Annotated in this window: 16 protein-coding genes; 4 read left to right on the top strand and 12 right to left on the bottom strand. The window is 43.5% G+C overall.

Features of this window, described 5'->3' with window-relative positions; all coding sequences use genetic code 11:
• Positions 1-38 precede the first annotated feature (38 nt).
• Entirely contained in the window at positions 39-2,036 is a 1,998-nt protein-coding gene (locus AC5JL8_RS08875; RefSeq protein WP_495879406.1) for an ABC transporter ATP-binding/substrate-binding protein, read from the bottom strand.
• A gap of 34 nt (positions 2,037-2,070) precedes the next feature.
• On the opposite strand from AC5JL8_RS08875, the gene AC5JL8_RS08870 reads away from it, so the two are divergent.
• Complete coding sequence (locus AC5JL8_RS08870) at positions 2,071-2,265, top strand: hypothetical protein (protein WP_495879405.1); 195 nt, start codon at positions 2,071-2,073, stop codon at positions 2,263-2,265.
• Between the two features lie 3 nt (positions 2,266-2,268).
• Here the strand turns inward: AC5JL8_RS08870 and ntrB are convergent, their stop codons facing one another.
• The gene (gene ntrB / locus AC5JL8_RS08865; RefSeq protein WP_495879404.1) at positions 2,269-3,108 is read right to left on the bottom strand and encodes a nitrate ABC transporter permease; all 840 of its coding nucleotides are present in this window, start codon (positions 3,106-3,108) and stop codon (positions 2,269-2,271) included.
• Between the two features lie 205 nt (positions 3,109-3,313).
• A complete protein-coding gene (locus tag AC5JL8_RS08860) occupies positions 3,314-4,696 on the bottom strand; it encodes a CmpA/NrtA family ABC transporter substrate-binding protein (RefSeq protein ID WP_495879403.1) in 1,383 nt (460 codons plus the stop codon).
• A gap of 667 nt (positions 4,697-5,363) precedes the next feature.
• On the opposite strand from AC5JL8_RS08860, the gene AC5JL8_RS08855 reads away from it, so the two are divergent.
• Positions 5,364-6,074, top strand: a complete 711-nt coding sequence (locus AC5JL8_RS08855) for a phosphatase PAP2 family protein (RefSeq protein ID WP_495879402.1) — start codon at positions 5,364-5,366, stop codon at positions 6,072-6,074.
• Positions 6,075-6,149: 75 nt separating this feature from the next.
• On the opposite strand, the gene AC5JL8_RS08850 is transcribed toward AC5JL8_RS08855, so the two are convergent.
• Positions 6,150-6,602, bottom strand: a complete 453-nt coding sequence (locus AC5JL8_RS08850; protein ID WP_495879401.1) for a hypothetical protein — start codon at positions 6,600-6,602, stop codon at positions 6,150-6,152.
• A gap of 361 nt (positions 6,603-6,963) precedes the next feature.
• Between AC5JL8_RS08850 and AC5JL8_RS08845 the strand changes: the two genes are divergently transcribed.
• Positions 6,964-7,410, top strand: coding sequence for a hypothetical protein (locus AC5JL8_RS08845; RefSeq protein ID WP_495879400.1), 447 nt, complete (start codon positions 6,964-6,966; stop codon positions 7,408-7,410).
• Positions 7,411-7,614: 204 nt separating this feature from the next.
• Here AC5JL8_RS08845 and AC5JL8_RS08840 read toward each other — a convergent pair whose 3' ends face one another.
• From AC5JL8_RS08840 to AC5JL8_RS08820, 5 genes are all read right to left on the bottom strand, one after another.
• Positions 7,615-7,815: a sugar-transfer associated ATP-grasp domain-containing protein gene (locus tag AC5JL8_RS08840; protein WP_495879568.1), complete on the bottom strand. Its 201-nt coding sequence runs from the start codon at positions 7,813-7,815 to the stop codon at positions 7,615-7,617.
• Between the two features lie 370 nt (positions 7,816-8,185).
• Positions 8,186-9,082 carry an isoaspartyl peptidase/L-asparaginase family protein gene (locus AC5JL8_RS08835; RefSeq protein WP_495879399.1) on the bottom strand — a complete coding sequence of 299 codons (897 nt, stop codon included), beginning with the start codon at positions 9,080-9,082 and terminating at the stop codon, positions 8,186-8,188.
• A 165-nt stretch (positions 9,083-9,247) separates the two neighbouring features.
• Positions 9,248-10,531, bottom strand: a complete 1,284-nt coding sequence (locus AC5JL8_RS08830) for an ATP-grasp domain-containing protein (RefSeq protein ID WP_495879398.1) — start codon at positions 10,529-10,531, stop codon at positions 9,248-9,250.
• Between the two features lie 75 nt (positions 10,532-10,606).
• Positions 10,607-12,292 (bottom strand): GTPase HflX, encoded by a 1,686-nt coding sequence (hflX, locus tag AC5JL8_RS08825; RefSeq protein ID WP_495879397.1) that lies wholly within the window; start codon positions 12,290-12,292, stop codon positions 10,607-10,609.
• Between the two features lie 90 nt (positions 12,293-12,382).
• On the bottom strand, positions 12,383-13,660 hold the full coding sequence (locus AC5JL8_RS08820) for a glycosyltransferase (RefSeq protein WP_495879396.1): 1,278 nt from the start codon (positions 13,658-13,660) through the stop codon (positions 12,383-12,385).
• A 734-nt stretch (positions 13,661-14,394) separates the two neighbouring features.
• Here AC5JL8_RS08820 and AC5JL8_RS08815 point away from each other — a divergent pair.
• The gene (locus AC5JL8_RS08815) at positions 14,395-14,541 is read left to right on the top strand and encodes a hypothetical protein (RefSeq protein WP_495879395.1); all 147 of its coding nucleotides are present in this window, start codon (positions 14,395-14,397) and stop codon (positions 14,539-14,541) included.
• A 71-nt stretch (positions 14,542-14,612) separates the two neighbouring features.
• On the opposite strand, the gene galE is transcribed toward AC5JL8_RS08815, so the two are convergent.
• The 3 genes from galE to glf all read right to left on the bottom strand — a co-directional run bounded on the left by galE (position 14,613) and on the right by glf (position 20,478).
• Positions 14,613-15,599, bottom strand: coding sequence for a UDP-glucose 4-epimerase GalE (galE, locus tag AC5JL8_RS08810; RefSeq protein ID WP_495879394.1), 987 nt, complete (start codon positions 15,597-15,599; stop codon positions 14,613-14,615).
• A gap of 20 nt (positions 15,600-15,619) precedes the next feature.
• Positions 15,620-17,842 carry a family 1 glycosylhydrolase gene (locus AC5JL8_RS08805; RefSeq protein ID WP_495879393.1) on the bottom strand — a complete coding sequence of 741 codons (2,223 nt, stop codon included), beginning with the start codon at positions 17,840-17,842 and terminating at the stop codon, positions 15,620-15,622.
• A gap of 191 nt (positions 17,843-18,033) precedes the next feature.
• The gene (gene glf / locus AC5JL8_RS08800; RefSeq protein WP_495879392.1) at positions 18,034-20,478 is read right to left on the bottom strand and encodes a UDP-galactopyranose mutase; all 2,445 of its coding nucleotides are present in this window, start codon (positions 20,476-20,478) and stop codon (positions 18,034-18,036) included.
• Positions 20,479-20,949: the final 471 nt, after the last annotated feature.

Here is a 20,949-nt window from a genome sequence, read left to right as displayed (position 1 = left end):
TTACGTTATTGGTGCGTAAGTCCTGTTTTGAATTCTCCCTAAGCTGCTGTCCTTCTTGGTGCATCAAGGATGACTTCGGCAACTGAAAAATCGCGTTTAATTTGCAGGCTGTTAAGATAGGCAATTGGATCATCAGCGTTAAAAGGTTTGCCATCAAATAACTGAATGGGTTGGCGAGTGTAGCTAATATCCAAACCTAATTCTCTAGCTGCGGTGCTGAAAACACTCACCCGACAAACTCTTTCTACAACTTCTACCCAATTTCTGGGAAAAGGAGTGTCACCCCAACGCGCCAATTGACTCATAATCCAAATTTGTTCGGTGCGACTGGGGCGGTTAATCGCAGACTCAGAATAAAATTGGTGATGAGCATAATCCCGCAGTGGATGGTCTAAATCACAGACAAGGTTATTAGGATCTTCGAGTTGGATATACTCTACATCAGTGCTGACATAATCTCGCCCTGCCAAAATCTGTCTAATTTCTTCGGCATTGTTGGGATTTGCACAGTATTGACAAGCTTCTAGCAAAGCTTTGGTTAACGCAATGTGGGAATTAGGATAAGCCTGTGCCCAATCTTCCCGTACACCAAGAACTTTACCAGGGTGTCCTAGCCAAACTTCTAAGTCTGTAGCAATTGTAAAGCCAACGCCTTCTACAGCAGCACGGTAGTTCCAAGGTTCGCCCACGCAGTAACCATCAATACTTTTAGCTTGCAAGTCGGCTACCATCTGTGCAGGTGGAATGGTCTTGATATCCACATCACCATCGGGGTCAATTCCCCCAGCCGCCAGCCAGTAACGCAGTAGCAAGTTGTGCATTGATGCGGGATGCACTACCCCCATTGTGTGCCTTTGCTCACGGGTGCGTAGCAAATACTTTTTAAAGTCTGATAATGTTTGTATACCTTCATCGTAAAAACGTTTTGCCAAGGTAATGGCGTTACCGTTACGAGTCATGGTCAAGGCGGTGACAACGGGGAGGGGTTGGTTTTTATGTCCCCCCAAAGTTAACCACATCGGCATCCCGGAAGGCATTTGAGCAGCATCTAAATAACCGCCGCTGATACCATCCTCGATACCTCGCCAGCTGCTTTCTCGCACTAGGTTAACTTCATCTAAACCATGCTTGGTAAAGAAACCTTTTTCTTTAGCAACTGCTAAGGGGGCGCAAGCAGTAAGGGGTAAAAAGCCGATTTCTAAATTAACTTTTTCTAAGCCATGACGGGCAATATTAGCAGTTTTTCTGGCGCGGATTTTCTTAATACGTTTCTGCTGGTTGAGGAAGTAAATCATCTCACTCCGCAGACTGTAGTAGCTGGGGTGTTCGACTACTTCCATGCGCTTACGGGGTCTGGGGATATCTACTTCAAGAATGTCACCAATTTTGGATTCGGGGCCATTGGTCAGCATGACGATTCTGTCAGACAACAGCACTGCTTCATCTACGTCATGGGTCACCATCACAGCAGTGACTTCATTTTCTTCGCAGATTTGCATCAGTTGTTCTTGCAAATTCCCCCGTGTGAGTGCATCCAATGCACCGAAAGGTTCATCTAGCAATAGTAACTTGGGACGAATCGCTAAAGCACGGGCGATCGCAACTCGCTGCTTTTGTCCTCCAGATAACATTCCCGGCTGTTTATCAGCATGGGGACGCAACCCCACCATATCTATATGTTTTTCGACAATGGATTTGCGTTCAGCAGCAGGCATCCCCTTCATTACTGAGTCTACAGCCAGGGCAATATTTTCTCTTACCGTCCGCCAAGGTAGTAGCGAATAATTTTGGAATACTACCATCCGGTCTGGGCCTGGTTTGGTGATTCTTTGCCCTTCCAAAGTAACTACACCTTCAGATGGTAAATCCAAACCTGCAATCATATTTAACAGAGTGGATTTTCCGCAACCGGAGTGACCAATCAAGGAAACAAACTCACCTTTTTTAATCTGGAGGTCAATTCCTTTGAGGGCGATATATTTACCACCGCCGGTTAATTCAAAAACCTTATCAATTTGATCAACAGCTACAAACATAAGTTATTGGGGAATGGGGATTGGGGATTGGGGAATGGGGAATGGGGAATGGGGAATGGGGAATGGGGATTGGGGATTAGGGAATGGGGAATGGGGATTGGGGAATGGGGATTGGGGATTGGGGATTGGGGATTGGGGAATGGGGATTGGGGCATTGGACATTGGGTATCGGGTATCGGGGAAGTTTTTCTCCCCTGCTTTTTCCCTGTCCCTAGTCCCCAGTCCCTAGTCCCTACTTCTGCTCTGCTGGTAAAATTTTGTTTTGCAGCCAAGCCATCGCTTTATCTAGGAGCAACCCAACAATGCCGATGTAAACTAGAGCCAAAATCACTTCGCTGACGTTGTTATTTTGATAAGCATCCCAAATAAAGAAGCCGATGCCGACAATACCAGACATTACAATTTCTGCTGCGATAATCGCTAACCAAGCCAAACCAATTGCAATTCTCAAACCAGTGAAAATATAAGGTAAAGCAGCAGGAATCAGAATGTTGGTGAAATATTCTTTGCGGCTAAGTTGCAGAACTTTCGCAACGTTGTTGTAATCTTGGGGAATTTGGGTAACGCCGACAGCAGTGTTAATTAATATGGGCCAAATTGCTGTGATGAAAATAACGAATAAAGCTGCTGGTTCGTTTTGTCTTAGTGCTGCTAAAGAAATCGGAACCCAAGCCAAAGGTGGTACAGTCCGCAATAGCTGAAAGATGGGGTCTAAAGCTTTGGACATTGTTTGATTGACACCAATTAAAATGCCCAAGCCAATACCGGCAACTGCCGCTAGGCTATAACTAATTGCAACCCGTTGCAGACTGGCCAAAATTTGCCAAAACAAACCTTTATCTATACCACCTCGGTCATAAAATGGCCAGAAAATTAGTATCCATGTGTCTTGAATAACTTGTATGGGGCCTGGTAATGTTGCTCCGGGAGTTAAAGCAAACAGTTGCCAGAGAATCAGGAAAATAGCGATCGCGATCGTTGGAGGTATTAGGTCAGGAAATTGCTTTTGCAGACGAGATATAAAGCTATTATCAAATCTAGGGGTTGCAGGGCGTTTTTGGGCGAGTGTCATAAACTGTGTTTTCCTGTATTGAAATTGGGGATTAGGGACTGGGGACTGGTGAGACAGCGACGGGTACGCAGGGGGTTTCCACGCCACTTGCTACAACGCGGGAAACCCGCGCAACGCAGTGGCTCCCCATGAGCGACTGCGTTCCCCGAAGGGGTTCTCGAAGAGTACCCGAAGGGGGACTGGGGATTGGGGTTCTGGCTAATAACTAAACATTAACTTTCTTGATTTTGAGACTCTTCAAATATGCTTCTGGATTTTCGGGGTCAAACTTAGTGCCATCAAAAAATTCTTCTACACCACGGGATGTATTTTTAGGGATGTCAGCAGCAGCAATTCCTGCCTCTTTCGCTGCTTCTTTCCAAATATCTTCGCGGTTGACTTTATTAATAAGTTCTTTTGCCTTAGCCGCATTATTAGCAATGTAGTCTTTGGGTAAAAATCCCCAACGAACGTTTTCAACTATGAACCATAAATCATGACTTTTATAGGGGTAAGATACATTACCTTTCTCATCTTTCCAGTAGTAAGCTGCCATTGATTTATCATCAATCTTGCGACCATCTCCCATGTCATACTTGCCTTGGTATGGTTCTGCAAGAATTTCCGGTGAAGGAAGGTTGAAATAATTTCTCCCAGCCAGAATTTGCGCTGCTTCTTTGCGGTTCTCGAAATTATCCAGCCACTGCTGTGCTTCCATAATGCCTTTGAGTAGTGCTTTCGTTGCTTTGGGATGTTTGTCTACCCAATCGGCTCTCATAGCCAGGTATTCTTCTGGATGATTCTTCCATATCTCTGCGGTTAATGCTGCTACGTAGCCGGTTTTGTCTTGCACAAGGCGATAAGGCCAAGGGTCGCCTGTACTAAAAGCATCCATCGTTCCTGTCTTCATGTTGGCAACAGTTTGAGCCGCAGGTACGGTGAGCAGTTTGACATCTGCATCAGGATCTATACCGCCTGCTGCTAACCAGTAGCGAATCCATAAATCTTGGTTCACGTGAGGGAAGGTGAATGCTGCGGTGAAGGGTGTTGAGGATTTGAGTTGCGTTAGCACAGACTTTGCGCTAGCCAATTGCAAACTAATACCTTTGCCTTGGTGCTTGCTGGCGATCGCAATTCCATTCCCATGTGTAATTAATTGACACAATACATACATAGGAATTTTTTGATTGCCTTTGGTAATTAAGCCTTCTGTAATTAAATGTGGCATTGGCATTTGCCATTGACCACCATCAATACCACCACCAGCAGCGCCAATTTCTACATTATCTCTTGCTGAACCCCAAGAAGCTTGTTTAGAAAGGTCAACATTGCTCATGCCATACTTGGCAAAAAAGCCTTTTTCTTTAGCAATAATTAACGGAGCCGCTTCTACAATGGGAATATATCCCAGCTTTACTGTAGTAGTTTCTGGTTTTTGTTCAGGACTAATATTAACCACTTGCTGAACTGCTGCTTGTGTTGCCCCACCACCATTGCTTAGATTCTCAGGAGGATTTCCTAAACAGCCTTTCAGTAATACAGCACCTGCCGAGGCTCCGGCTGTGACAATAAATTTGCGGCGAGAAATTTGATTAAATAATTCTGTCATAATATCTCCTTTTATGTAAATTTAAGTTTTTGTAAACATGGCAAATCAGGCAAAAGAAACTTTATGTTTCTTGCACTATTAATCGGTCATTAAATCTATATCTCAACAGCAAAACTCAGCCATTTCTATTAAGAGAAGGCAACTTTTACTGTCTTGATAAAAACTTTGTTGGCTTGATTTTGGCTGTAACTTCGGCTGTAACTTAGTTAGTGTGCCGCAGAAACATTACCTAACCTTGTTGAAATTAGTTTACAGGGTTTAAAACTAAAATGGTTAACTCGACCCCAGGAAATATTAAATAAATATTAGATTGCTTATATAAGTAAAACCTTATATTTCTTCACGGAAATGAAGCAAAAACCTTGATAGATAGATCAGCATCTATGCAATATATTGATGCCAAAATATGATTTTGGCTTGAAACCTGGATTTTTTGAAGTTAAACAAATAAGACAATTAAAAAAAGTTGATATTAGCTGCATATAATCTATGGTTATGAGAGATTTTTTCAATGCTATAAGTTATCCACTAGATAGAATCAATAGATGGATATAAATACACAGCATCAAAAACCTCAACATAAGCGCACTAAGATAAGGCAGCTAAGTTGAGGGGGAATGTGTACATCTGTGGTTCCTTTTAGTATTGGTTTTTGGCAATAAGTCTAATGTTTAACTTTAATCTCTGGGGACATCTCCAGTCCTTGTTCAACTTTCTTAAGCACCTAGCAAAAACTCAACGTGTCTCTCTAATACTGTTGTTGATAGGAGTCTTTTTACCCTTACAGGTATTTGGGGAGTTGGCGGAAGAGGTTTGGGAAAATGAAGGTGGCTTTCCGTGGGATGTACCTATTCTGTTAGCAATTCACTCAACATCTCAACCGCAACTAGATGTTTTTGCCTCTGTACTAACCAAATTGGGGGTATTCTGGGGAGTCTTTCCTCTTGCCACTGCGATCGCATTAAGTCTATTCATCCGCCGACAATGGCGTAAACTTGCTTACTTGGTTATCACCTTGCTAGGAAGCATCATTATTAACCGCACGGCAAAAGAACTGCTGCATCGAGTGCGTCCTCATCTGTGGATCTCACCAGCACCAGAATTTGACTATGGATTTCCTAGCGGTCATGCTATGTCGAGTATGACCCTAGTAGCCGCCTTGGTAATTCTGACATGGGGCACTCGCTGGGGCAAGCTGGTTTTGATTTTAGGGATTTTGTTTGTCTTGGCGATTGGTTGGACTCGGCTGTACCTCGGAGTTCACTATCCTAGCGACATTCTTGCAGGCTGGACAGCCTCGATCGCTTGGGCAACAGGAGTCAGTTTGCTCATTAAACCACGTTCAACAAACCCCTTCGGGGTAGGGAACAGGGAATAGGGAACAGGGCATAGAGAACAAACGGATGCCAAGGCTTTAATCTTCCCCTTCCCCTTCTGGCTTCCCCTTAAGCACTTAAAATCCTTGTTGTTGTCTAAATTGCTGCTGCTGTTGTTGTTGCCTCAACTGTTCCCATTGCTGTTGTAATCTAAATTGTTCTCCCGGTTGTTGCTGTCTTAGTCTGAAATTATCTTGCTGTCTAAATTGTTCTCGCTGCTGTTGTTGTCGGAGTCTGAATTCATCTTGCTGCTGCCTAAATTGTTCCCACAGCTGTTGAGATTGTTGCCTCGACTGATTCTGCTGTTGACTCCATCCCTGTTGCGGTCTTCTCAATTCTTCCCATCGTTGTTGTTGTTGCAGTTGTCTTAACTGCTCTTGCTGCTGCTGTCTTAACTGTTCTTGTTGCTGTTCTTGGTTTTGAGCAATTGTCTCAACAGTTCCTGCCCATGCTGGAGAATGTGTCAGCGAGGCTATTGCCAGGATAATGAGCGGTAGCCTTGATTTAACTATTAATGAATAATTCAACATACATTATTCTCGAAAATTGTTACAAATTGTAATGCGCCTTCGTCCTCAGAAGGATTGCACAGATACTCTCAAACCTTTATAAATTTAATTAATATTAAAATTAACTCGTTATATTAGCTTTACTACGAAATAATTTTTTTCATTTTTGGAGCCTCAAGAGTTCATTTAGTTCGCATAGCTTTAAGATATGTTGAAGAATGCTTAAGTGTCATCACCTGAGTGGATGACAGTCTAAGAATCTATTAAAAGAGCGAATTTGTCTAACAACTTATGACTGTAAAACCTCTGCCTAGAGAGCGATATAGCTGATCAACCAAATGAAGTAAAAATAGAATGCTAAATCTCATGAAGATTGTATTCTATGAAACTAAAGTATTTTACGAAACGCCTTTCGATTGTAGGACGCTGGATAGCGACAACTCTGTTTTGTGCCTTAGCAATGACCTTCGTTTGGCAGGGTGCGTTTTTCTCGAATACTTCAGCAATGGCTAATCCTGCTGCAAGCTTGATCGCATCGGCAGACGCAGGCGATAAAGTTCAAGACAAACTCGATGACACTGCTAAAGCATCCAAGAATTTCATCCGAGATGCGGCAGATAAAGTTGAGCAAACTGCAAATAAAAACGCTAATAAAGTTGATCAAGCAGATGATAATGGCAGTTTTGTTGAGCGCAAAGCCAAGAGCGATCGCAATACAATTGAGAAAAGAGCAGAGGAAGATGCGGCTCGGACAGAGAAAGCAGTAGACAACAACATCAATGCTGTTCAACGCACTATTGAGAACATCAAGGATGCTTTTACTAAGTAGAGAATAGATACTATAGGACTTACGCAAGAAATCTCTACTGCCTCACCGCGCTGGTTCACCGCTACGCGTCTACGTTTTTTCAGAATTTTGCGTAAGTCCTGATTAAGTCTGACTTTTATTTTTTAGTATTACTTTTGGCTTTATTTAATACTTTTGTACTATTAATCGCACTTCACTGTTCCAGTTGCGTAAGTCCTGCAAATATTAGAGCGGGAGTAAGTGGCTAGAAAACACGGCAAATTTTTCCTGAGCAAAAGCTATTTTGTTTTGAAGTCCCGAAAGTTTTGGCAAAGTGCCATCGATCGCTTCTAATCGCGGTATTAGTCCCTCTCGATTGGCAATTTGAATCGAAAGTCCAGGACGGGCATTGATTTCTAGTAAAAGCGGCCCTTTTTCGCGATCAATAAGTCCATAAATAATATATTTTGTTACATTTATAACTAAATCATTCTAAACGTTGATTTGACGAGATTTTTGAAAAAAAACCTGAAATTGTGACTTAGAAGACAGAAATTAACGTTTGCTATATTTACCCCAAAACCAACATTGATTGGCTTATTGCTCTAATAGTGCGTCAACTTTGAATTGACGGGTGTAGATCGACGCGGTGACGTGGGGAAATTGTCCGTGCCGCCGCGCCAACCTTAGCCTAGCAATTTCAACTTGACAGACCACTACTTCGGTGAGCAAAAATTAGAACTCAGACTTATGGAGCCGTTGCACATCAAACTAAATCATAGTTGGAATGTTGCGATCGCATGATTGCGCTGCGCCTTTAAATTTTTTCAGCAAGAGTCTTTTTCTTAGTAAACACAGCTGGCTTGTCTTGGGATGTGGTCATATAACCACAAGCCATATCCGACGAGTTATGCGCCCAGCCAACTCTTCCCTGACCATCCAAAAGGATGCACCCAGCTTCTCCCTCAACTTTAGATTTCAAAATCTCAATTGCCATTTGCGCTGCTTCGTCTGGATGTCTATCTCCATCTAGCAAATCAATCGCAGTTTTAGCCAGAACCACCGGGATAATCGACTCGCCATCACCTGTTGTTGAGCAAGCACCAAGTTTATTATCAGCATACAAGCCAGAGCCAACGAGCGCGGTATCGCCGACGCGACCAGCTAACTGATTTGTAGTCCCCCCAGTAGAAGTGCCAGCTGCTAGAGTGCCGTTAGCATCTAAAGCTACACAACCAACGGTATTGGGGCGATCGATTACTTCTTGTTCTTCCTCCCACTCTTTTCGTTGTTCCCCAGTAATTAAGTCTTCTTTTGCACACATCTCAACTCCATTGTCAGCTGCAAAGCGTTCTGCACTCCGCGCCACTAGTAGCATGGGTTTTGTATCCATAATCTTTCTTGCTACCGAGATGGGATGACGGACGCCCTGAACTGCTGCTACCGATCCCCAACCAAAGGAATCGCCCTCCATAATTGCTGCATCTAGCTCTACCTCCCCATCGTCATTAAGAACCGCACCCAGACTAGCATTAAATGTTCGGTCAGCTTCTAGAACCCGAATGGCTGCCTCAACAGCTTCTGCGGCAGTACCCCCGCTTGTTAGGACTGCCCAACCAGCCTCTACAGCTGCTTTGCAACCTGCATTATTGGCTTCAACCTTATTGTCTGTGATGGTTTTTGCCCCACCGTGAACAACAATAGCTAGTGTCATAACTTTCCTTTTATCTTTTATAGATAGGTGTATTCGTCAAAATTGGAATTATTAGGCTTGTTGAAGTCAACAGGCCTTTTGCAATCTATTGATTGCATCACTCGCATTCCATACAAGATTGTTATATGGGTGCAATTTCTTGAAAGCAGGAAATTTAGGGGATGATTACACTGACTCACCAAGCCAATGTAATCCCTTATTTTTTAGGTTCTGCTCATTGTCCTGCATTTGCGCGATCGTCTCTCCAGCTACAATCCCGTAAATTTCTGTGTAGATTTTTCCGTATTTGACCTTCTCTAGAGCCGACAGAATGATAAAATCTTTGCTCTCCAGTTCTGGTTTCAAGGTCATTAAAACAGAGTCCAATGCCCCAGCCATACGATAGTCACTGGAATACTTAGCTACCTCTTTTCCCATGCCTAGTAGGGTATGGCGCTGCAAGCAGAGTGGAGTCGAGCCATTTATTCGGAAATTAACATCAATTACATAAAGCTGTCCGTCTTTGTCTTCTAGTACGTCAAAGCCAACAAAGCCAAAATAACCATGCTTATGAGCATACTCACCAATGGCGGCAATCATCTCACCGAATCGGCTCATGTCGGTTTGGCGGTAGTTAATTACTCCCCCTAAATAGTTGCCTTCTGAGGTGACGAGTTGACTTGTAGCGCCGATGAGCGTTATATCTCCTACTTTGTTGACATAGAACTGTACGCAGTAATTCTGCACGACATTGTTGACAAAGTCAGAGACAATAATGTGATCGAGCAATTTAATATCGAGATATTTCCTCACCTCTTTCAAGCAATAGTTTAAATCGCTGGTGCTTTTGATAATATAAGTACCTTCACCTGAGAGTCCGTGGGACGTTTTGATTAAGTAGGGAAATTGCTCTGGTAACTGGATATCTTCAAGACTGACGGCGTGAAGATTGTAACTATCGTATTTCGGACATTGCGCCCCAAGTTCAGCTAGCGTCACTTTGCTGAGTAAGCGGTAGTGGGTATCGGGGGCTACTGCGTGTTTTTCATAACGCAGATGATCGAAGGGAAATAGAGTGATAATTTTGTCAAAGCGATCGCCTTGGCTTAACTCATCAAGATAAACTGAGCAGTCCATCTTCTCCATATTGGTGTAGCTAAAGCCAAAATGCTCCTGCCAGTAATCAATTAATGGCTTTTGGGGTGAAATAATCGCAATTCCCACAATAGCGTCACCTAGCACAGCTAGATTTTTCCAAGGTTCCTTCTGGCAAATCTTATCAAACGAGGTTTTGGTGGCTTCACTACTACCATCTTGAATATAGTATTTTTTTACATTAGGGTAAGCTGCCCAACTGCCAGTAGCAGGATAATTTGGTAACAATGCATAACGCCCATCTGTAGCGTCTTGAGCAAACAGATCAGATAAAGAATTTCCTTGAAAGTAATCAAAATCGTATTTTGAGTTCATAGAAAAATTCAAGTTTAGTTTCGAGGGGATTGGGTATTGGTTATTAGAGAATTAATTTCCATCCCCTTTTTGTGCTTATGAGTTTTGTGTGGCTGCAATGGCATTCACAGGTTCAAAAATCAGTTGCAACAATCGCTGTTTTAAAGTTTCTAAACCTAAACGTTCAGTAGCTGAAATAAATAGAGCCTCAGAATAATTTTGCTGTGCTTTCGCCAAAACCTCACTATCTACGCGGTCAATTTTATTAAAAGCAATCAAACTTGTTTCTGGAATCTCAGGCATTTCTTCGAGGATTTGCTGAACGCTGGCAATATGACTTTCCCATGCTGGGTGGGACAAATCCACGATATGAAGCAAAACATCGGCCTCAATTACTTCCTCTAATGTGGCGCGGAAAGCATCCATTAGTGGTGGCGGGAGTTCGTGAATAAACCCTACAGTATCTGTTAGTAAAATCGACCTTCGTTCTTGAGTTTCAGATTCTGTAATTACCAACTTGCGCGTTGTTGGATCGAGGGTAGCAAATAGTTGATTTGCTGTGTAAACCTCAGCATTAGTTAACACATTTAGCAAAGTTGATTTACCAGCATTTGTATAACCAACTAATGCCACAACAGGAATTTCTTGTTGTTGTCGTTGTTGCCTAATTCGGGCACGGTGGGCTTGTAATTCGTCCACTTCTTGCTGTAGCTGGGCAATTCGCCGCTGAATTACTCGCCGTTCTGTCTCCAGTCTAGTTTCACCCGGCCCACGCGTACCAATCCCAGCCCCTAATCTGGACATTTCCCGACCACGCCCGCGCAATCGAGGTAGCATATATTCGAGTTGTGCCAGTTCTACTTGTAATTTACCTGCACCAGAACGAGCGCGTTGAGCAAAAATATCTAAAATTACTTCTGTTCTGTCTACAACCCGCATTCCAATTTCAGCTTCTAAATTGCGGGCTTGGGATGGCGAAATATCTCGGTCAAAAACAATTAAATTAGCTCCTAACTTTTGTGCCAAAAGAGTAATTTCTTCCGCTTTTCCTTGACCTATAACTGTTTGTGGATGGGGGCGACTACGTTTTTGTCGTACTGTATCTAATACAATTCCTCCAGCACTTTCTACCAAACGCACCAGCTCTTGCAATCCATCTTCAAACCGTTGAGGAGAGATATCATCTGTCTGCACTCCCACCAGTAATACTTTGTCTTGGTCAGATACAATATCTTGGTTGAGGAATATACCTTCTCCAGCTTCAGAAATTTCTCGCTCCCATTCCGCAACTAATTCATCAAATTCTTGTTCGGTTAAGTCATCCAAATTAAGGGGAGGTGAAATTTCCCAAGGAGTTTCTAAATCAGGGACAAGATGCGCTAATGTTGCTGCTTTAATTTTGCCATCAGCCACGCTTAACACTACAAGAGCATCTAAGCGTTGACGTAGCATTGCAATCAACGCACCTTCATCAGGTTGTTCTGATTTGAATTGAGTAGCAATGCAGTGAATTCCACTCAATCGTTCCGCACTGTGGCGGGGTAATTCTTCCGGTGGAATTTGTGTTTGAAAAGGAGTTCCAACAGCAATTCGGATTACTTGCCCACGCCGATTGATATAACAACAAATCGGGTGATGAATTTCTGTGGTAATTGTAGCTAATGTTTGGGCAAATTCAGGTGTGGTTAATCTATCCCCTGGTTGCCGTTGCTCATACAGTCGTTGTAATAATTTGATTTGACTCGATTTTATGCCTTGAACATTGCCATAAATATTTTGCATATACTAATAGCTGAAAAATTTTTTGCTCTTGTTGTTTTATATTTAGCTTTTTAAAATCTTGAGTTAATCTACCAAGAGAAATAAGAAAATTTATAATGCCTCTACAACTTGATAACGTTGGGATTGAGTAACCTGCTCAATAATATCTGCTGCTTGTTTGACGCCGCCGGCTTGTTGAATTGACTGCTGAATTTTCTGGGCATTCTTTGTGTAGAAATTTTCTGTTATTACCCGCTCAATTGCCGATCGCAATGTGGAAATGCTGAGTTTGGGCAAAGACAACACTTCTCCTACTCCGGTTGAGCGAATGCGTGCGCCAGTTCCAGGTTGTTCAAAGGTGATAGGAATTGCTATCACAGGTACGCCGTAGCTCAGGGAATCCAATGTTGTATTCATTCCCCCATGGGTAATTGTGAGACTAGCTTTTGCTAGTATCTCCGGTTGGGGAGCATACTCGACTACTAAGGGACTTCCAGGTAGCGATCGCACTGTTTCTGCATTCATCCCACCTCCATGAGCAATTACCAGTTGTACATCCAAATCTTCGCAAGCAGCAGCAATGCAACGAAATACGTCGTGTTTAGTGTTCTGGACGCTTCCTAATGACGCATAAACCATAGGCTGTCCGGTTAATTTCTCGTAGGGGAAATCAACCAATTGTGGTGAAGCATTTCGCAACGGCCCTACATAATGGAGGTGCGATGGCAGGTTAGGAATGGGAAACTCAAACGCCGCAGGTTGTTGACTAATATGGGCGAGTCGTGCGTTGGAAGCATAGATGTGGCGGTATTTGGACAACTTCCACTGTTTGCGGTAGTTATTAATCGCTCCTAAAATTGGTTGGCAACTGCGATCTAAAAGGTAATACGCTGTCTGATTACGGATTTTTGCCCACTGCGTATTCTGATAACTCCAGGGTGTGAAAAAAGGAGGAACATCAGTTCGACGGTGAATTACCTGAGCGCAAGAAATGCAGATAAAAGGTAGATTGAGATATTCCGCCACCGTTTCGCCAACGGGTTCGAGTTGATCTACCAACAAAATATCAATTCCTATCGCTGCGATCGCTTGGGGTGCATCTTGACAAATAATTTCCACCATTTGCTGGCAAAAATCGAGGGAGTAACGCAACGCCTCCAAATGACTTAACTTTCCTAATTGTGCAAAGGCTTCAGCCATTGAGCCAGGTTGATAAATCGCTTCGCCAATAGGATAAAAATTTATCCCCTCCGATTGCACCTTTGATTCCAAATCGGGAATTTGTAGGAAGGTGACACGATGACCACGTGATTGGAGTTCTCGCCCCAATGCAGCTTGGGGATTCAGATGTCCAGGATAGGGTGGGCAAATAACGCCAAAGTGAGCCATTGGTTTTGAGATTTTGGATTTGAAATTTTGATTTTCCCTGACTCAATATCAAGCAAAATTATTTAGCGATCGCAATATTGTAATACTCTCTGTTTATCAACGGTTGGAAGCTGTCACCAAAGTATATACATATAATCATGATGTTCTTGTAACCAAAGCGGTAACAAGGGATGAATGACCAAAAAGTTACTAATGCAATTATTTGGGCATGATGGGAATGAATCTACTCTTTTTCAGCTTCTTTATCAGACAAAAAATACAAAAACTAAATAGAAAATAATGACTAACTTATTTTTTTCAATTTAAATTAATTTTACTAATTACTGATTTAGTATCTTTATTGTATCGATATAATTATTGTCTGTTTTCTATCTTTGGTTCTACTTGTAAGTATTCCTAAAGATAAGATAAAACCAATTAGCTAGCGATGCCCATTCAGCGATTGGGGCTATAGATTGGCTATCTGCCTGCTTTTTGGTGCAATTATCAAAATGGTAGATTATGAAATTTGGAATCTCTAACTGTCACAGTGGCTGAGGTATTTAACCTGCTGCCTCAATTCCACGCATAAAATCTTCTAGTAGTGACTTAAAAAATAGTGTAATCGTTGTAATAAATTGAGATAGCGGTACGCGGTGCAATAATTTGTATTGCTTCTAGACCTTGTTTAGCATCCATCGTTAAGAGGATGCCAAAAATTTTTGTTCCACCTCAATGAAAAAAATTTCATCACCATGCATGAAACAGGGGCTAGGGATTGGGAAGCAGGTGAAGCAGGTGAAGCAGTGACGGGTACGCAGGGGGTTTCCACGCCACTTGCTACAACGCGGGAAACCCGCAAGGGCGCAGTGGTTCCCCATGAGCAACTGCTGTTCGCGTAGCGTATCCGTAGGATTCACCCGAAGGGGTGCAGGGGAGATAGCACTCAGAACTCAAAACTCAGCACTGTTTATTACTTATGCCGTTTTTGATGCCATTGCCAAGCGTGGGAAATGATTTCGTTCAGATTTGGATACTGTGGATTCCATCCCAAAATTTGCTGTGCTTTGTCGCTGCTACCAACTAAGATTGGGGGGTCACCAGGACGGCGATCGCGCTCTACAATTTTGAGTTCTTTTCCTGTTACTTTTTGGGCTGTTTCTATGACTTCTCTGACTGAAAAACCGCTACCATTGCCTAAATTAAATACTTCGCTTTCTCCCCCTTTTAATAAATATTCCAAACCCAAAATATGAGCTTGTGCTAAATCAGCAACGTGAATATAATCCCGAATGCAAGTACCATCTCTGGTAGGGTAATCAGTGCCAAAAATAGCAATAGTTTCTCGCTTACCTAAGGCTGCAAATAGCACCAGTGGGATGATATGAGTTTCAGGTTCGTGGTCTTCACCTAATAACCCATTGGGATCAGCACCTGCGGCGTTAAAATAGCGAAATCTCACAGATTTGAGATTGTAGGCTGGATCAAAATCCGCTAATATTCGCTCTACCATCCATTTGCTAGTTGCGTAAGGGCTGATGGGATCTTGCGGATGTCCTTCAGTCAGTGGCACAAATTTAGGTACGCCATAAAGAGCGCAAGTAGAAGAAAAAATGAACTTGTTAATAGATGCAGCCAGCATTGCTTCTAACAATGTCAGCGTGCCAATGACGTTATTACGATAATATTTGCCTGGGTCAGTAACAGATTCACCCACGGCAATGTAGGCAGCAAAATGCATCACTGCCGCTATATCATGGGTTGTAAATATTTGATCGAGAAGTTGGCGATCGCTCGTATCACCAACAATCAATTTCACCTGCAAAACTTCTTCTACAATTTCTCGATGCCCATTTGAAAGATTATCGAGAACAACGACCTCATAACCTGCTTGCTTCAGGGCTAATACTGCATGAGAGCCAATATATCCGGCTCCACCTGTGACTAAAATAGTCGTCATAATTTGCGAAAACTCCCAACTTACAATTTTTCTAGCTCATCGAAATAGCGGGACATTGCATTGTCAAGGGACGGCATCAATTCACCGCGATCGCTACCCAAAACGCTATAAGCTGGGCGGGGGGCAATAAAACCAAGTTCTCGTGTGGGGCGGGCAATTAAATTGCTAACGCTCACGCCTGCGGTTTTCGCTGCTAACCGTGCTAAATCAGCCCAGGCGATCGCACCTTGATTTGCCAAATGCCATAACCCAGACTCGCCGTCAATTAACAAATCAAGGCTGGCATGGACAAGATCGGGTACATAGGTAGGTGAAACAATAGAATCATCAGCAGCGGTAAAGGTATTTCCAGCACTTAGCTGACGTAGAGCTATAGTTACGAAGTTGTAATCATCCCACGGGCCGAAAAATGCACTAGTGCGAATCACTAGCGATGCCGGATTAACCTTCAATACCAGCTTTTCTGCTAAAGCTTTGCTGCATCCATACACATTCAGGGGGGCAACAGTATCAGTTTCTCTATAGGGGTTAGTTACAGTACCATCAAATACCAAGTCTGATGAAAAAGTCAGCAGTGGCACGTTATACCGCGCACAAGCAGTTGCTAAATTTGCTGCTCCCTCTGTATTATTAAGCAGGCAAACATCAGGTTCATGCTCTGCATCATCTACTCGCACGTAGCCAGCAGCATTTACAACTGCCCAGGGCTTCAACTCAGCCAGAACCGCATCCACCGAGTCCTGATTGGTAATGTCCATTTCCTGACGAGACAATAAGCGGTATTTAATACCACGCACCTCGCACAAACGCGCAAAAGCTCTGCCTAGAGTTCCTCTGGCTCCAACGATCGCTAAAGGCGCGGAGGATACAGAAATATTGGAAATTTTAGCGTTTCCACCACTGACTATCTCACCACAACTCACAGCTGGGTACAATAGACGCTCTTGCCGATGCCACCACCCTGGTATTTCCAGTAAAGGATGGTCTGGTTGGTTCCCAGTTGCTAAGTCGCGCACCATTTTGGCAATTGCTGTTGGTCGTGGAGTTGGCGATCGCAAATCAAACACGCCTGATTCGTAGTTGCCAACCCAGCGAGTTACTAAGCTATTCCAATCATAAGTACCTAGAAGCGCCCAAACGGTCACAGCACGAACATCTACACCCTGCGATCGCACTGACTGTGCTGCATTCCACACCTCATAAAGCCAGCGTAACTGCTCCTCACGGGTGCAGTGGAGGTGAACTTCGGTGATCGCTAGTGGCAGTTTGTAACGTTCCCATGCTTCTTTAAGTAATGTGCGTGGCCCTGCTGCACCCTCAAGACAAACTCGCACCGCCTCTACATCTGCATATTTATCCTTGCCGTTGCCACCATGCGTCCAAGCTGGGTAATTTTCTAGATTCTCATCTAAAAAGCGATCGCTTGTGATGTAGTGGTTAATACCCATAATGTTTGGGGGGCAGGGATTTTCCCTAAACCAGCCAAGTTCTGCCTCGCTAAACCCGCATATTTGCAGGTACTCCCACATGGGATGATTTGAATCTATGCGACCGCAGAGCAAATCAAAGGTCAACCAGCGACGCTCATTTTCCAACTCTGCTTGATAAGCCAGCTTGGGTGTACTGTAAACCTTACCCAAATCATCAGTTTGCACAAGTTGGGCATTGGGATTAACCTGCCTAATTGCCTTCATCGAAAGGGCGATCGCGCGACACTCCCCTAACAAAGCACGGCCAAAAGTTAAATCATCCCGACCGTGAGGATACCAGTGACCGTACAACCCGCTGAATCGGGCCGTTGTTAGTGGTTCGTTTACAGGTGTGTAATATGTTACCCAAGGATAGCGTTCTGCCACTGCGCGGGCAAACTCAGCTAGTTTCTCTGGAAAATCCGGATCTACCAAACTGGTGTGATCTGGGCCGCTACCATGATGCACTAATCCCAGAATTGGACGGATACCAAGTTCGCGTAATCGTCCTAGCCGCTCATCCGGCCACGACCAGTCAGCATTCTCCAACCCATTGGGTGCAATTCTCTCCCAAAGCACAGGGTAGCGAATTGCCTGTATCCCCAGTTGTGCGAATAATTCCAGGTCATCCAAGCGCGTTGCATGACCGTTACGTTCCAACTGGTCAAAATACTTGTCACCCACACGATTAACCGTACACTCCAGACCAGCCCACACTTCCAGGGGAAGCTGTGATTGCTGAGTGTCAAGCGTTGAGTTGAAATCAACAGTCATAACGTTATAGCTCAAGCTTATATTCTGTTATTCTTCCTTCGCGCTCTTTGCGTTCTTTGCGGTTCGTTTTCTTAACCACAAAGGCACTTATAGCCGTTTGCAATTGTTGAGAATATAGGTCTTTCGTAGGGGCACAACAATGTTGTGCCCTTACCCCACTTGATTGTTTCAAGGTAAGACACCAAGTATCCTCAAGCCTTAACTCCGATTTGTTTATACACAGAAAGAGCCTGAGCGACACATTGATCCATGTTGTAATACTTGTAGGTTGCCAGTCGCCCAACAAAGTATATTCCTGTTGCGGTATCAGCCAACGCCTTGTATTTCTTGTACATTTCGTTATTCTCAGGGCGTGGTACAGGATAATAGGGGTCTCCCTCTCCCTTGGGAAACTCGTATACGATGCTAGTTTTGGCGTGTTCCTGACCAGTCAGGTATTTAAACTCTGTCACACGAGTATACAATTGCTCGTTGGGATAGTTGATTACTGGTGCAGATTGAAATACTTGGGTGTTGTGTGTTTCATGTTTGAAATCAAGCGAGCGATACGGCAGTTTGCCATAACGATAATCAAAGTACTCATCAACGGGCCCGCTGTAAACCATCTCGCGGCAAGGTATCGCTTTTTGAATTTCCCGGTAATCAGTGTTGAGCATTACCTTGATATTCGGATGATTTAACATATTCTCGAACATCCTGGTAAAACCATGCAGTGGCATTGCTTGGTATGTGTCTGTGAAATAGCGATCGTCGCGGTTGGTACGGGTAGGAATCCGGGCAATCACTGATTTATCAAGTTCTGATGGGTCGAGTCCCCATTGCTTGCGGGTATAATTTCGGAAAAACTTTTCGTACAATACTCGACCGACTTTGCTGACTACCACATCTTCTGAGGTGCGGATGTTTTCTACTGGTTCAGCAAGTGACTTGTAAAATTCCTCTACCTCAAATGAATTGAGATTCATCCCATACAGCTTGTTGATCGTATCGAGGTTGATTGGAATAGGCACAAGCTGTCCATCTACGCTAGCAAGGACGCGATGCTCGTAAGACCGCCATTGCGTAAAGCGCGAGAGGTATTCAAAGACTTCGCGGGAGTTGGTGTGAAAGATGTGAGGGCCGTACTTGTGTACCAAGACGCCATGATCGTCATAATGATCGTAAGCGTTGCCGCCGATGTGATTGCGCTTGTCTACTACCAGCACTTTCTTCCCTGACTGGCTGGCCAAGCGTTCAGCGATGACGCTGCCAGAGAATCCCGCACCTACAATTAAGTAATCAAAAACAAAGTCTCTGGTAATAACGTTTGGAGCTTGTTTTCCAGAGACTACGCCCTTAGAGTTATTTTTTTCTTCATTGTCGCGGGCAGCAATAGCAGAGTCGATGAGCTTCATCATTGATGCCCAGGTACGATCCCAAGATATCTGCTCTAAAAAGCTATCTACTCGGCTTAACCATCCCGATGCAGGAGTATCTTCTTGCATTGCCTGTTCTATAGCGGTAACGAAATCAGAGACTGTGTCTGCAATTCGTACCAGCTTCGAGTCTCCGTAGGGACGTACTACATCCCGAATTGTGGTAGACACCACAGGCTTACCTGCGGCCAGATACTCTGGAGTCTTTGTTGGGCTAATAAAGCGGGTTGACTCATTGCGCGCAAACGGCAGCATTGCTAAGTCCCAGCCAGCCAAGTATGTAGGTAACTCTTTATAATCTTTACTACCGAGATAATGAATATTCTCACGCTGTGGCAGTGTTGCGGGATCAATTTTCACAACTGGCCCAATGATTACCAGATGCCAATCGGGACGCGCATCGGCGATACCGCGTAGCAGTTCGATATCCATCCGCTCATCAATCACGCCAAAGAAGCCAAGGCGCGGATGGGGAATATTTGCCTGATCTGCTGGTTCTTCTGTAGTAGTTCTTGCCTGTGCAAAATGAGGTACATCTACACTGCTAGGAAAAGCATAGACATTAGGATGTTGATTGACTTTACTTTCGTAAAGGCTTTGTCCCCCAGTAAATACTAAGTCTGCACGGCGGAATAGTTCAGCTTCGTAGTTTTTTAAAGTCGGTGAAGCTCCTTTGAATGCAGACAACTCATCCATGCAATCGTATATTACCGCTTGGGGTTGCAAGTGGCGTGTAAAGGCGATCGCCATTGGTGTGTAGTACCAAAAAATGTAGTTGCGGAGGTTATACTCTGCAAACAAACCATCAATCAGTACTTGTAAATCGGCGTTTACGGCTTCCTCACTCAGACCTTGGGGTAGGTGTGGCACAACAACCACAACCCCACTGTTATCTTCGCTAACATCCAACCGCCCCAACGGTTCTTGGCTAAAAATTGGCTCTTCGATAAAGAAAACCCGTCTTCCTTGGGCACAACGGCTGAGAATATGTTGCGGTCTTTGATAGACAAAATTCCAACGCAAATGAGATAGGCAAACTATATCAGGCGCATCTTTAAAAACTTCTGTCGTTTGTACATTTTTCTTGAAAGGTGATAAATTCAGCGGTGATGTGCCTGAAGGCTGTGATTTAGCCATATCCGATAGCTTGGCTTCACTTGGCTTCGGCGACACAACATGACCGTTAGTATTATTTTCTACGTGAACTTTTTTGCTTGACATATTTTCTTTTCACGAAAAGTTTTGCGTTATCAACTAGCCAGTTACAGAACCAAAATTTCCAAAATAAGGCTATAGCTACTCTTTTGATTGCGTTTAGCGATTTGCCATTTAGCACAATCTATCCAGAATATTTATTTCTGGGATGCTTGCTATGAACTTGTAATTATTCCGGAGAAAATTGTTATATCTAATTACCAAATCCCAGGAATAACAAACCTATAAAGCAATTACCAATCACTTCAATCATTAAGTTAAGAATATATGCTTATTATTATGTCCACTTCTACTTGAAGATATATTTGTATATATCAAAAGTTTTAATTTTGTGTACAGTTATAGCTTTTTATGCGCGTAAACACGCAATGCCTAAAGGAATGAGGGCTATATTTGCATATACCAAAAGTTTTATTTTATCTATAGTTATGGCTACTCATTCGTATAAACTTCCAAAAATACAACGAATGGTGTATA

The sequence above is a fragment of the Mojavia sp. genome, from assembly GCF_059505145.1.
This window is presented reverse-complemented; position numbering and strand designations above follow the sequence as displayed.